At 65.3% G+C, this 13308-nt stretch carries 11 protein-coding genes; 5 read left to right on the forward strand and 6 right to left on the reverse strand.

Annotated elements, in window-relative coordinates:
- Nucleotide 1: 1 nt before the first annotated feature.
- The 6 genes from boxB to FQ775_RS10735 form a co-directional block, all read right to left on the reverse strand.
- Complete coding sequence (gene boxB / locus FQ775_RS10710) at nt 2-1453, reverse strand: benzoyl-CoA 2,3-epoxidase subunit BoxB (RefSeq protein ID WP_146298066.1); 1452 nt, start codon at nt 1451-1453, stop codon at nt 2-4.
- A gap of 57 nt (nt 1454-1510) precedes the next feature.
- A complete protein-coding gene (gene boxC, locus FQ775_RS10715) occupies nt 1511-3172 on the reverse strand; it encodes a 2,3-epoxybenzoyl-CoA dihydrolase (RefSeq protein WP_146298067.1) in 1662 nt (553 codons plus the stop codon).
- Nucleotides 3173-3281: 109 nt separating this feature from the next.
- Entirely contained in the window at nt 3282-3761 is a 480-nt protein-coding gene (locus FQ775_RS10720) for a DUF309 domain-containing protein (RefSeq protein WP_206064860.1), read from the reverse strand.
- A 115-nt stretch (nt 3762-3876) separates the two neighbouring features.
- Entirely contained in the window at nt 3877-4692 is an 816-nt protein-coding gene (locus FQ775_RS10725; RefSeq protein ID WP_146298068.1) for an alpha/beta fold hydrolase, read from the reverse strand.
- A gap of 4 nt (nt 4693-4696) precedes the next feature.
- The gene (locus FQ775_RS10730; protein WP_146298069.1) at nt 4697-6241 is read right to left on the reverse strand and encodes a benzoate-CoA ligase family protein; all 1545 of its coding nucleotides are present in this window, start codon (nt 6239-6241) and stop codon (nt 4697-4699) included.
- 228 nt (nt 6242-6469) lie between these two features.
- Nucleotides 6470-6691: a hypothetical protein gene (locus tag FQ775_RS10735; RefSeq protein ID WP_146298070.1), complete on the reverse strand. Its 222-nt coding sequence runs from the start codon at nt 6689-6691 to the stop codon at nt 6470-6472.
- Between the two features lie 109 nt (nt 6692-6800).
- Between FQ775_RS10735 and FQ775_RS10740 the strand changes: the two genes are divergently transcribed.
- The 5 genes from FQ775_RS10740 (at nt 6801) to FQ775_RS10760 (ending at nt 13305) form a co-directional block, all read left to right on the forward strand.
- A complete protein-coding gene (locus tag FQ775_RS10740) occupies nt 6801-7694 on the forward strand; it encodes a LysR substrate-binding domain-containing protein (protein WP_146298071.1) in 894 nt (297 codons plus the stop codon).
- Between the two features lie 138 nt (nt 7695-7832).
- A complete protein-coding gene (locus FQ775_RS10745; RefSeq protein WP_167812892.1) occupies nt 7833-9659 on the forward strand; it encodes a sensor histidine kinase in 1827 nt (608 codons plus the stop codon).
- Nucleotides 9656-10996 carry a sigma-54-dependent transcriptional regulator gene (locus FQ775_RS10750; RefSeq protein WP_146298073.1) on the forward strand — a complete coding sequence of 447 codons (1341 nt, stop codon included), beginning with the start codon at nt 9656-9658 and terminating at the stop codon, nt 10994-10996. The genes FQ775_RS10745 and FQ775_RS10750 overlap by 4 nt, the downstream gene beginning before the upstream one ends.
- Before the next feature lie 505 nt (nt 10997-11501).
- Nucleotides 11502-12509 carry a DctP family TRAP transporter solute-binding subunit gene (locus tag FQ775_RS10755; protein ID WP_146298074.1) on the forward strand — a complete coding sequence of 336 codons (1008 nt, stop codon included), beginning with the start codon at nt 11502-11504 and terminating at the stop codon, nt 12507-12509.
- Between the two features lie 100 nt (nt 12510-12609).
- A complete protein-coding gene (locus FQ775_RS10760; protein ID WP_146298075.1) occupies nt 12610-13305 on the forward strand; it encodes a TRAP transporter small permease in 696 nt (231 codons plus the stop codon).
- Nucleotides 13306-13308 lie beyond the last annotated feature (3 nt).

Raw genomic sequence — 13308 nt, forward strand, 5'->3', positions numbered from 1 at the left:
CTCACGCCATGTGCAACTGCACATATTCGAAGTCGCCGGGCTTGTTGTCGATGCCGACGCGCGGCGGCGCGATCCAGCCGGCAAACTTGCCCGGCTCCCACACCGGCTTCATCAGCGAGGCGATGTAGTCGCCGTCAGCCTTTGACGGCAGCCATTCGTCGCGCTGCTTGTCCCATGCCTCCTTGGACACGATCTCGCCGTCCGGAGTGATCGAGGCCGGACCGAAGACGCCGATCTCGCGGTTGAAGCCCGGATGCGGCAGCTTCATCTCGAACGCGATGCCGAGCTTGGAGATCGAGGCGTTCCAGCGGTTGATGCCGCCCTGGGAGTCGCGGATGTAGTCGTCGCGAAGCCGCATGTTGATCGCCGACAGCGCCGGCAAATCGGCCGTCACCACCTTGCCATCGACCAGTTGCACGACCGGATAGGTCGCATCCTTGAGCTGGTGATCGTCGTCGATCTTGGTCTCCTGATAGCGACCCTTGACGCCGGCCGAAAACGCATTGGCGGCGTTGGTGGAAACCTCCGAGCCGAACAGGTCGAGCGACAGCGAATAGTGCAGGTTGAGCTTCTTCTGGATCGTCGGCAGGTCGATGACGCCGAGATTGCGGACCGCCTGGATGTCGTAGGGATCCTCGATGCCGGCCTCCTTCATCGCCTCGCAGGTACGCTGGATGACGCGGCCGACGCCGGTCTCGCCCACGAACATGTGATGCGCCTCTTCCGTCAGCATGAAGCGGCAGGTTCTGGACAGCGGGTCGAAGCCCGACTGGGCCAGACTTTCCAGCTGCATCTTGCCGTCACGATCGGTGAAATAGGTGAACATGAAGAAGGACAGCCAGTCGGGCGTCGCCTCGTTGAAGGCGCCCAGCATGCGCGGCGCCTCTTCCGAGCCGGAAGAGCGGCGCAGCAATTCGTCGGCTTCCTCACGGCCGTCGGCCCCGAAATATTTCTGCAGCAGGTAAACCATCGCCCACAGGTGCCGGCCTTCCTCGACATTCACCTGGAACAGGTTGCGCATGTCGTAGAGCGACGGCGCGGTCTTGCCGAGATGGCGCTGCTGCTCGACCGAAGCCGGCTCGGTGTCGCCCTGGATGACGATCAGGCGGCGCAGCATGGCGCGGTATTCGCCCGGCACCTCCTGCCAGGCAGGATCGCCAAAATGCTCGCCGCACGGGATCTTGCGGTCTTCCACCTGAGGTGCAAGCAGGATGCCCCAGCGATATTCGGGCATCTTGACGTAGTCGAACTTGGCCCAGCCCTTGGGATCGACCGAGATCGCGGTGCGCAGATAGACCAGCGACTCCTGGAAGTTCCTGGGGATCAGGTCGTTCCACCAGTTGATGTAGCCGGGGTGCCATTTCTCCAGCGCCTTCAGGACACGCCGGTCCGAAGAAAGCCCGACATTGTTCGGGATCATCGTGTCGTAGGAAACATTGAGCAGTTCAGACATCGGGCACTCCCAGATCAGAAAATGTGGTCAAAAGGCGCGCATGAACGGCGCAGGCCGCTACACGCGCTTCATGTCGAATTCGCCGCGCAGGCCGGTGCCGTAACGCTGCAGCGCGCCGTTCTCGCCGACGGCGTTCGGGCGCTGGAACACCCAGTTCTGCCACGCCGTCAGGCGGCCGAAGATGCGCGTTTCCATCGTTTCCGGCCCGGCAAAGCGCAGATTGGCCTCCATCGCCGTGAGCGCATCCGGCGAGAAGCTCGCCCGTTCCTCCAGATAGATGCGAACCTCGTCCTCCCAGTCGATGTCGTCGAAGGCGAAGGTGACGAGGCCGAGCTCGCTGGCTTCGTCGGCCTCCAGCGCCTGGCCGAGTTTCGCTCCGGCGGCCTCGACGCTTTCCGGTTCGCCCAGGAAGCGGGTCTCGAGCCGGGTCAGGTCGTTCGACATCGGATAGGGACCGAAATTGCCTTCGGTCAGCGTCAGCGTCGCGACCGGGCGGTTGTCGCCCTCGAACTCGCCTTCGGCCATGTAGGAGCGGTCGGCGGCGAAGGCGAGTTCGGCCAGCGGCCCGGCATAGCACGAACCCGGCTCGATCAGCGCCACCAGCGAGCGCGAGGTCAGGTCGACCCGCTTCAGCACCCGCTTCCAGTAGAGCAAAATCTCGTTGGCAAGCCAGTTGTCGCGATTGGCGAGCAGGAACGCCTCGTGGGCAGCGACCTGCGCCGCGTCGCCCTGGGTGCGGAAAACGATGACGCCGATTTCCATCTCATTGTTCCTGAGATGCAGGATCGCGTCGTCGAGCTCGCGTGCCGTGCGCAGCATCCAGGTCGCGGCACCCTCTTCCCGCAGCGCCTCGACCGAAGCCGGCGGCGCGCCATCGGGGCCGTGCACGGTGAGCCGCGCACTCCGCTTCTCGCGGTCGATCTCGACCTCCACGGCCGAATAGGTGATGGAGCCGTCATCGGTGAAGTTGCGATCAAGCGGCGTCAGCGTAATGCCCTTGGCATCGGAAGGCCGCTTCGACTTGGCGGCGAATTCCTTCGCCCGCTCGGCCACCGTCTCGGCAAATTTGGTGTTCGGCACCACGTCGTCGACGAGCCGCCAGTCCTTGGCGCGCTTGCCCTTCACGCCTTCCTCGACCGCGCAGAAAACGTCGGCGAGGTCGCGCCGCACCTTGCGCTTGTCGGTGACGCGGGTGAGCCCGCCCGTTCCGGGCAGTACGGCCAGCAGCGGCACTTCGGGCAGCGCCACCGAGGACGAGGAATCGTCGGCCAGGATGATGTGGTCGCAGGCCAGCGCCAGTTCGTAGCCGCCGCCGGCGCAGGCGCCCTTGACCGCGCAGATGTAATACTGGCCCGATTCCGCGCCGGCCGCCTCGAAGGTGTTGCGGGTCTCGTTGGTGAACTTGCAGAAATTGACCTTGTGGGCGTGTGCTGCCCCACCCAGCATGCGGATATTGGCGCCGGCGCAGAACACCCGCTCCTTGCCCGACTGCATGACCACGACCTTCACCTCGGGATGCTCGAAGCGCATGCGCTGCACCACGTCGGCGAGTTCGATATCGACGCCGAGATCGTAGGAATTGAGCTTCAGCTCGTAGCCCTCGAACAGGCCGCCACTCTCGTCGACATCCATGAACAGATGCGCCACGTCGCCTTCATAGTCGACGCGCCAATGGCGGTATCGCGTCGGGTCGGTCTGGAAATCGATTGTCTTGACCACGCCTAAGCCTCCGAGTTTCGCTGCACTCTAATGCATCGCGATGTTATTTCCAAGAGATATTTTGCATAATAATGCTCTTTACCGACGCCGGCTGATCTTAAATCATGCATTATAATGCATTCTCGCAGACCAATGCCGGTCTTTGCGCCACCAACACGTCGGCATCCGTGGCCACCCTCTCGCCCGCCTCGATCGCCTGTGCGAAGCGCAGCGCGTCGTCGGCTGCCTGTGCGACATCGACGCCCATGGCGTATTTTTCGCGGCCATGCCGCGCGTTCCACAGGCAGTCGGCGGCGTGGTTGGCGAGCCTTCCCGCCGCCCTCGGCCGTCCCATCCTGAGCTTCAGGCAACAATTGGCGAGTTGGATCAGGCCCTGGACCAGCATGCGCTCCGCACTGTTCGGCCTGAGCCCCATCCAGACCGGCTCCCAGACCTCGTGCGCTTCCCAGAAGAAACCGTGTCCATAGAGCGCGAACCCGTAGCGCCAGGCCTCGTTGTCGGACCATTGCGCGGGATCGGTCACCTCGGGCGCACGCTCGGCGATCTCCATGAACAGCCCCTGCTCTGGCCGCGCGGTCGTGCCTGGCACGAAGGCATGTTCCGGAAGTGGCCACGCGTCCCGGTCTTCGTTGTGCGGGCGATAACCGCTCTTGGCCGAAGGCTCGGGAGGCCGCAACTGCGCGCGGATCGACACTGCTTGCGCCTTAAGCCGCCTCGGCCTCGGCCGCCTCGATGGCATCGAGCCGGGCGACGAAGTCGGAAATCGCGTCGAGCGTCTTCTGCGGCTGGTCGATGAAGGGCGAGTGCCGGCACTCCTCCAGCATCAGAACGTCGACCGGGTTGTAGCTCTGCTCCTCGAGTGCGGCGATCTGCGCCCGGGTGCCATACTGGTCGTCGACACCCTGGATCGCCAGCACCGGCACACGCAGATAGGCGATCACCTCCTCGATGTTCCACTTCTCGAACTCGGGATCGAGCCAGGCGCCGTTCCAGCCGTAAAAGGCATTGTCGACATGGACGTGGTAGCGCGCCAGCCTCTGCCGCAGGTCGCTGTTCTCATAGGCGAGTTTCGCCGCCGCGATCGACTTCAGCCCCATCGGTTCGGTAAAGAAATGCGGCGCCATCAGCACCAGCCCGCGCACCCGGTGATCCTGCACCGTGCCAGCATAGATCGCCGCGATCGAGGCGCCGTCGGAATGGCCGACGAAGATGCCCTTCCTGAAACCGATCGCCCCCAGCACCTCCGGCAGCACCTCGGTCGCCTCGCGGCTCATATAGTCGATCGGCCGTGGCAAGGGCGCCGGGTCGGAGCCGCCATAACCGAAGCGCGAATAGGCGAAGACGCCGTAGCCGGTAGCATCGGCGAGCTTCTGCGGAAAATCGCGCCACAGTTCCGCTGACCCCAGCCCCTCGTGCAGCATCACGATGGTCGGTGCCTTGTCCGGCGTCGGGCCGAAACCCTTGCCTTCGAGCCAGCGTCCGCCGGCCCGCATCATCATGCCTTCGCCGCTCGTCCACATCGCGCTAGGCTCCTTCTCTCAGCTTGAAACGTTGCACCTTGCCGGTCGCCGTCTTCGGCAGGTCGGCGACGAAATCGATGCGGCGCGGATATTTCCACGCCCCGACCTTCGCCTTCACATGCTCTTTCAGCGCCCCCTCGAGACCGTCGGCCGACGCGCCGTTCTTCAGCACCACGAAGGCGCGCGGCTTTTCCAGGCCGGCCTCGTCGCGGTCTGCCACGACGGCCGCCTCCAGCACGTCCGGATGCGTGACCAGCGCCTGCTCGACCTCGAACGGCGACACCCAGATGCCCGAAACCTTGAACATGTCGTCGGTACGCCCGCAATAGACGTAGCGCCCGTCCTCGGTGCGCTCGTATTTGTCGCCGGTGCGGGTCCAGCGCCCTTCGAAGGTGGCGCGGCTCTTGTCGCGCTGGTTCCAGTAGTTTTCGGCAGCCGACGGTCCGTCGACGAGAAGTTCGCCGACCTCGCCCGGTCCGACCTCTCTGCCTTCCTCATCGACCAGCCTGACGGCGTAGCCCGGGACGGCGACGCCCGACGTGCCATAGACGATGTTGCCCGGCGCGTTGGACAGGAAGATGTGCAGCATCTCGGTGGAGCCGACGCCGTCGACGATATCGACCCCGGTGAGCGCCTTCCAGCGATTGCCGATCTCGGCCGGCAACGCCTCGCCCGCCGACACGCAAAGCCGCAGCCGCTCGGTACCAGCGGGAGCTGCGTCACCCATCTGGGCAACCATGGCGGCATAAAGCGTCGGCACGCCGCAAAAGATCGTCGGCTTTACCTCGGCCATCGCCGCGAACATGTCGGCCGGCGTCGGCCGCGCCTTGAAAAGTGCCGCCGCACCGCCGACCGCCATCGGGAAGGTCATCGCGTTGCCGAGGCCATAGGCGAAGAAGAGCTTCGCCGCCGACAGCACCAGATCGTCGCCGCGTGCGCCCAGGACCTGCGCCCCGAACGTATCGGCGGTCGCCTTCAGGCTGCCATGCACATGGCGCACGCCCTTCGGCCGCCCTGTCGAGCCGGACGAGTAGAGCCAGAACGCGCATTCGTCTGCGCTCGCGGCAATGGTGCCGCTTGGCTCGCCCTTGGCGAGTTCGTCGGCAAAGGCGAGATGACCTTCGCTCTCCCCACCGATGACGAACACCTTGCGCAGGTCGGGCAGCTTGCCGAGGATCGGCGCGACCGTCGGCAGGAGCTCGTTCGACACGAACAGCGCCTTGGCGCGGCTGTCGGTGAGGATGATCTCGTAGTAATCGGCCGAAAGAAGCGTGTTGAGCGGCACCGGGATCACGCCGGCCTTCAGACAGCCCCAGAAGATCACCGGGAACTCGATCTGGTCGAGCACGATCATCGCCGCGCGGTCCTCGCGCGAAATGCCGTGGCGCTGGAAGAGATCGGCCATGCGGCCGGCCTCGGAGGCCAACTGCGCATAGGTCAGGCTGCGACCGCCCGCCCCGCATTCGACGAATGCGGTCCTGCCGCCTTGCCCCTCATCGACATGGCGGTCGACGAAATAGCTGGCGGCGTTGCCGTTTTGCTGGCCCAAAACCTGTCCTCCCGAATGCGATTTTGGCTCCGCTTGCGAGCAGGGCGAGCGGATTTGTGCGATATCATGCACAATCACATCGGCAAGCGCAAGCGCCGAGACCCTCGCACGTCGCCGCCGCGCCGCTCCGGAATGACACAAGCAGGAGGTTTATTCAGCTATTTCAACAAGATGAAGGCTCAGAAGCTAGATGTGTGCATTATAATGCAATACTCTGTTTCGACTGATTCAGATCGAGTCCGGCCAGTACGGATCGCGGGCCCGACGGCCGCGCGGTTCATTACCGTCCATGAAACCCATGTCGCGCCTGAGATGGTCGGGCAGCGTCCGCGGGTCGAGACGCACACGCCGTGGGCGCGGCCGCAGGCCGGTGAGCGCCGCAAGCATTCGGGACGACAGTGAATGTGCGCCAAGACTGGACAGCCTGAGCAGGTTCTGTGCCGTGGCCATGACATCGATCCTCATATTGTTCGTTAATCCGTCGACCGCTAAACTGGCGCCGGAAAGGCTGGTTTTCCAATTGAACCGTAATCGGAAACCATAAGGCAGTTTTATCGATATGGCCGTGCAACTTCCGCCGCTGGCCGCCATTCGCGTCTTCGAGGCGGTCGCCCGCCACGCCAGCTTCACCCGCGCCGCCGGCGAACTCGGCATGACCCAGGCCGCGGTCAGCTACCAGGTCAAGGTGCTCGAAGACCGTGTCGGCGCCCCGCTTTTCGTGCGCAAGCCGCGCCAGATCGAACTGACCGACACCGGCCGGCGGCTGGCGCCGGTCGTCACCGAATCCTTCGAATTGCTCGCCGCGGCCTGGCAGGAGGCACGCCACGGCGCCCAGGGCACGCTGGTGATCAACACGCTGCAGACATTCGCGACCGGATGGCTCGCCCGCCATATCGGCGACTTTCACATCGAGCACCCGCAGATCGCGGTCCGCATCGAAGCCTCCCAGCACCTGATCGACTTTGCCCGCGAGGAGGCCGACGTCGCCATTCGTGCCGGCAAGGGCGGCTGGCCCGGGCTCGTCGCGCATCGCCTGATACGGACCGACTTTTCGCCGATGCTGTCGCCCCGGCTGGCCGAGTCGTTTGGTGGGCTTGCCGAGCCCGCCGACCTCATGAAGCTGCCGATCGTCACGCCCACCGATCCCTGGTGGCCGAAATGGCTGACGATGGCGGGCCTTCCTTCCGACTGGCTCGCTGACCGTCCGGCGACCAATCTCGGGTCGCAGTCGCTCGAGGCGAGTGCCGCCATAGCCGGCCAGGGCGTGGCGTTGCTCACCGTGCCTTTCTACCAGCAGGAGATCGAGGCCGGGCTTCTCGTGCAGCCCTTCGACCTGGTGGCCACCGAAGATCAGTCGATGTTCCTCGTTTACCCGGAAGCACGCCGCAACGCCCCCAAGATCAGGATTTTTCGCGAATGGCTGCTGCCGCAGTTCGATTGCGAAACGGAATAGGCCGCGCTCGGGGTGGGAGACCCGGCCGTCAAGAAATGACTGGACGGCATCGGCATTTTTTCCCAAACCATCATGAAAACCAAAAACGCTACGTCCCGGGCCCGTCGGCTACGGATACGAAAGCGCCGGGAGGATGAGGTGGAACCGGCCGAGCTTCACGCCGGTGAGCGGACCATACGCCGCAAATATGCACGCATCGGCATGGCGGTCTTCGCCGCTACGCTGATCTGCGGCGGTGCTGGCGCGTGGGTCGCGCAGATGGTCGCCGGCGACCGCGCACATCGCGCCGTCGAGGCGACCGCCCGCGAGGCGATCGCCTTGCAGACCGAGACGCTCTCAGGTGTGCTGGAGAAGTACCGCCTGCTGCCGCCGCTCCTGTCTCGTCGCGAAGACATCGTCGCCCTTTTTGAAGGCCCCCGCACGCCCGCCAACCTTGCCGCCGCGCGCGAGGTCGCCTTCGAGATCGCCGGCTTTTCCGGCGCCAAGGACGTCGCCCTCGCCGATGCCACCGGGCGCATCTTCGCTTCCGCGCGCGGCATTTTCGACAATTCCCGCCTGAACGAGAAGGCTTTGCTTGCCGCGGCCGAGCAGGGTCGGCTCGGCCGCGAATCGATGTCGTCCGACGAGACCGAGCGCGCCTACGTCTTTGCCTCCTCGGTGCGCCGCGACCACGCGCTCATCGGCGTCATTGCCGTCTATGTGCGCATCGACCAGATCGAGCAGACCTGGTCGCTGTCGGCCAATCCGATTGCCGTCACCGACGCCGCCGGCACCGTCTTCATTTCCAATCGGCCGCAATGGCGGCTGCGCCGCCTTTATGGCAGCGCTGCCGACGGCGCGGTCATCATCGACGGTAAACCGGGCGCCGACACGGTCCGCATCGCCGACGGGGCAGGCGCGAGCTATGTCGCCGCCCGGCGCGAATTGCCCTTGATGGGCTGGACGCTCCACGTGCTGGCCGACCGCGCCCCGATCGTCGCCGCCAGCCGCACCGCCAGTCTGGTGGCGGTGCTGGTCGCCTTGCTGGTCGGCAGCCTGGCATTCTATCTGGTCAAGCGCCGCGAGGCGCTGGCGCTCAGGCAGGCGCGTGCCGAGGCGGTGGCGCATCGGCTGGAGCACCTCGTCGGCGAACGCACCGCCGACCTCACCGAGGCCAACACCGCGCTTGCCCGTGAGGTCAAGGAGCGCACGGAGGCCGAGGAGCAATTGCGCAAGGCGCAGAACGAGCTCGTCCAGGCGGCCAAGCTCGCCGCGCTCGGCCAGATGTCGGCGACCCTCAGCCACGAATATAACCAGCCGCTGGCTGCCATCCGCACCTATGCCGACAACGCCGCAGAGTTCCTGAAGCGCGGCCGAGCCGAAGCCGCCGCCGACGCCATGGCGAGGATCACCGGGCTTGTCGAGCGCATGTCGGAACTGTCGCGGACGCTGCTCTCCTTCGCGCGCAAGCCTGGCACCGAGATCACCAATGTCGCTCTCGCGCCGGCCATCGAGGAGGCGCTGATGCTGGCCGGACCCCGTGCCCGCAAGGCCGGTGTCGTCATTCGCCGCGAGGGCATCGCCCCCGAGCTGACCGTGCGCGGCGGCCATTTGCGCCTTACCCAGGTCGTGGTCAACCTGGTCAACAACGCGCTCGACGCGCTTGCCGGCGTCGGTTCGCAAGGCGCGGTGGAAAGGCCGGAGATCGTCATCAGCGCCCGGCGCATCCGCGGTCGCATTGCGCTCACCGTCGAGGACAACGGTCCTGGCGTCCCGCCCGAAATGCGCGACCAGGTCTTCGAACCCTTCTACTCCACCAAGGGCGTCGGCGAGGGCCTCGGGATCGGGCTTTCGATCGTCTACAACATCGTGCGCGAGTTCGGCGGCGCGGTCCGGGTGGCAGGCCGGCCCGGCGGCGGCGCCCGGTTCACCGTGTTGCTGGTCGCTGCAAGGGCCGGCACCCGCGAACTGGCAAGAGCCTCATGAGCGACGCCCGCGTTCTTCTGGTCGATGATGACGAAGACCTGCGCCCGGCGCTCGAACAGGGCTTCGAGATCGAAGGCCTCTCGGTCGCCACCTTCCCGCGCGCCGAGGACGCACTGGCCGCCGTCACGCGCGAGCTCTACGGCTGTATCGTCACCGACATCCGCATGCCCGGCATGGGCGGCATGGATTTCATGCGCCGCTGCCTGGAGATCGACCCGGCCCTGCCCGTCATCCTGATCACCGGCCATGGCGAGGTGGCGCTCGCGGTCGAGGCGATGCGCGACGGCGCCTACGACTTCATCGAAAAGCCTTTCCCGGTCCACCGCCTGACGACGGTCGTGCGACGCGCCATCGAAAAGCGCCGCCTCGTGCTCGAAAACCGCGTGCTGCGCGAGACGCTCGATGCCTCGGGCGATCTCGAATCGCGCCTCGTCGGCCGCAATCCGGCCATGCGCCGGCTGCGCGAGGAGATCGCGGCCCTTGCCGCCACCGACGCTGACGTCCTCATCCTCGGCGAGACCGGCTCCGGCAAGGAGGTCGTAGCCCGCGCCCTCCACGATTTTGGCGATCGCGCCAGGGCCAATTTCGTCGCCATCAATTGCGGCGCCCTGCCCAAGGACATCTTCGAGAGCGAGCTTTTCGGTCATGAGGCCGGAGCCTTCACCGGCGCTCAGAAACTCAGGATCGGCAAGCTCGAATATGCCGACGGCGGCACCGTCTTCCTCGACGAGATCGAGGCCATGCCGCTCGACCTGCAGGTGAAGCTGCTGCGCGCCATCGAGCACCGCACCGTCGAGCGCCTCGGTTCCAACCGCCAGATCCCGCTCGACGTGCGTTTCGTCGCCGCGACCAAGGCCGACCTCAAGAGCGAAAGCGATGCACGCCGCTTTCGCGCCGATCTTTTCTATCGGCTGAATGTCGCGACACTGAAAATCCCGCCGCTGCGCGAGCGCCGCGACGATATTCCGCTGCTTTTCGCGCATCTGGCGCGCGAGGCGCGCGCCCGCTACCGCCGCGACATGCCGGAAATGACACCGGCGCTCGAAGCCGACCTCACCGCGCACGACTGGCCGGGCAACGTGCGCGAACTGCGCAACATCACCGACCGCTGGCTGCTCGGCCTGTGGCGCGGCTTCTCGCCCGAAACGCTCACGGTAGCCGACGATGCAGGCCGGCTCGCCGACCGGCTGGCCGCCTTCGAGAAGTCGGTGATCGAAGCCGAGCTCAGGCGACACGACGGCCGCCAAAAAGAGACCTACGAGGCGCTCGGCATTTCCCGCAAGGGGCTTTACGACAAGATGCGCAAGCTCGGCATCGCGTCGCGCGACGACGGGTAGCTTTCTGCCCGTGCTGTGCCGCGATGGGTGGCCCGCGCCACACGCCCCGCCTGAATCTGCTTTCGCCCTCTTCATGCCAACGCGCTGATCCGGAACGTCTTTTGTCGTTGCCGGACCGGGAGCCCCTGTCTGGCATCGCGCTTGCTTCGCAGGTGGCGGACGGTCGGGTCTCCGCATCGTCAATGGAAAGGTTGCACCGGCCGGTCGCTCGCGACGACGGGTAACTCTCTACCCGCGCCCGACGTCGGGATGGGTGATCTGCGCCCCACCGCTCGCGGGGACAAACTGAATCCGTTTCTGCACAATTTCTCCTATCGTCCTGATTCAAAAGACTTCTTCTTTCTTCCTCGCTTTCGGGCCTGAGTCTGGCATCGCGCTTGCTAAGCATGGTGCGGACGGGCGATCCGCGCATCGTCCATGGGAGGATTGCGGCGGCCGCCATCGGCTGCCGGCTGCTCCCGCTGATCAACCAGCGGGCTTTCGACCCCGCATGTGGAGGACAATCATGAAGAAGCTACTCGGCGCCGCCTCGGCGCTTGCGATGGTGATGTTTGCCGGCCAGGCGCTGGCGGCCGACGGCTGCGACAGCGGCGAGATGGTCATCAAGTTCAGCCATGTCGTGGCCGAGAAGGGGCATCCCAAGGGCGAAGCCGCCAAGAAGCTCGCCGAGCGCGTCAACAGCGAAATGAACGGCACCGCCTGCATGGAGGTCTTCCCCAACTCGACCCTGTTCGACGACGACAAGGTCATGGAAGCCCTGCTCCTCGGCGACGTCCAGCTCGCCGCGCCGTCGCTTTCGAAGTTCGAGGCCTACACGCTCAAATATCGCCTGTTCGACCTGCCCTTCCTGTTCGCCAGCCTCAAGGACGTGGAGTCCTTCGGTTCGTCCGACAAGGGCAAGGAACTGCTCAAGACCATGGAAGACAAGGGCTATACCGGCATGGGCTACTGGCTCTCCGGTCTGAAGCAGTTCTCGGCCAAGAAGCCGCTGCTGCAGCCGAGCGACGCCAACGGGCTCAAGTTCCGCATCCAGACCTCCGATGTCGCCGACGCGATGATCGAGGCGATCGGCGGATCGGCCCAGAAGCTCGCCTTCAAGGAAGTCTACGGCGCGCTGCAGACCGGCGTTGTCGACGGCCAGGAGAACTCCTGGTGCAACATCTACACCCAGAAGTTCTTCGAGGTGCAGGATGGCGTCACCGAGACCAACCACCAGACGCTGGCCTATCTGCTGGTCACCTCGACCGAATGGCTGAACGGCCTCGACGACGGCGTCCGGGAGCAGTTCGTCAACATCGTCAACGAGGAGACGGCCGCGGCCAATGCCGACGTCGCCAACAAGGAAGCCGCCTGCCGGCAGAACATCCTCGACGCCGGCGGCGTGATCCGCGAGCTCGACGCTACGCAGCGCCAGGCCTGGGTCGACACCATGAAGCCGGTCTGGGAAAAGTTCCAGGGCGACATCGGCACCGACCTGATCGACGCGGCGATGGCCGTCGGCGCCAGCAACTGACCTTCAAGACATGAACCAGCGCGGCGTCCTTTCGGGGGCGCCGCGCAAATACCGGGCCCGCGCCACGTGACGGCCCACACCGAACCGGGGGAACGCTACCATGGCCATCGTCGTGCCGGCACTGTTGCTGGCGCTGCTCGTCGCGCTGTTCTTTTTCGCCGAACGGCGCTGGCCGGCGCGCGTCGACCGCTTCGAGGAAAACGTGCTGGCGAGCCTGCTCGCCATCATCACCTTCGTCTCCTTCACGCAGGTGATCGCCCGCTACGGCTTCAACACCGGCTGGAGCGGCGCGCTTGAGTTCACCCGCATCCTGTTTGCCTGGATGATCCTGTTCGGCATGGGCTTCGGCATCAAGCGCAGCATCCATCTCGGCGTCGACGCTTTCGTCCGCCTGCTGCCTGCCGGCATCTTCCGCTGGGTCGCCGTCTTCGGCGCCTTCGCTACCTTCCTCTATGCCTTCCTCTTGCTTTACGCGGCCTGGCTGGTGCTGCTCGGGATCGATGTCAGTACCAATTGGCGCCAGACCGGCGCCATCGGCTACTGGACCTTCATGTACAATCTCGGCACCGGTCTCGACGACCTGCGCTATCCCGAATTGCTCCAGAACCTGTTCGGTCTGCAGGAGCGCGTCCACCGCTGGATCGCCTATCTGATGCTGCCCATCGGCCTGGCGCTGCTCGCCTTCCGCGCCTTCGAGGCGATGATCGCCATCCTGCGCGGCGAGCGCGAACTGGTGATTGCCGGCCACGAGGCCGAGGAACTCGTCTCCGAACACAAAGACGCGCTCAAGGACTGAGGA

It is taken from the genome of Nitratireductor mangrovi, from assembly GCF_007922615.2.
GTDB lineage: Bacteria > Pseudomonadota > Alphaproteobacteria > Rhizobiales > Rhizobiaceae > Mangrovimarina > Mangrovimarina mangrovi.

Excerpts from the sequence above, each read along its gene's own strand:
- FQ775_RS10735 (WP_146298070.1), bottom strand. The coding sequence starts at position 6,691 with ATGGCCACGGCACAGAACCTGCTCAGGCTGTCCAGTCTTGGCGCACAT.
- boxB (WP_146298066.1), bottom strand. The coding sequence starts at position 1,453 with ATGTCTGAACTGCTCAATGTTTCCTACGACACGATGATCCCGAACAAT.
- FQ775_RS10760 (WP_146298075.1), top strand. The coding sequence starts at position 12,610 with ATGGCCATCGTCGTGCCGGCACTGTTGCTGGCGCTGCTCGTCGCGCTG.
- FQ775_RS10725 (WP_146298068.1), bottom strand. The coding sequence starts at position 4,692 with ATGTGGACGAGCGGCGAAGGCATGATGATGCGGGCCGGCGGACGCTGG.
- FQ775_RS10750 (WP_146298073.1), top strand. The coding sequence starts at position 9,656 with ATGAGCGACGCCCGCGTTCTTCTGGTCGATGATGACGAAGACCTGCGC.
- FQ775_RS10740 (WP_146298071.1), top strand. The coding sequence starts at position 6,801 with ATGGCCGTGCAACTTCCGCCGCTGGCCGCCATTCGCGTCTTCGAGGCG.
- FQ775_RS10755 (WP_146298074.1), top strand. The coding sequence starts at position 11,502 with ATGAAGAAGCTACTCGGCGCCGCCTCGGCGCTTGCGATGGTGATGTTT.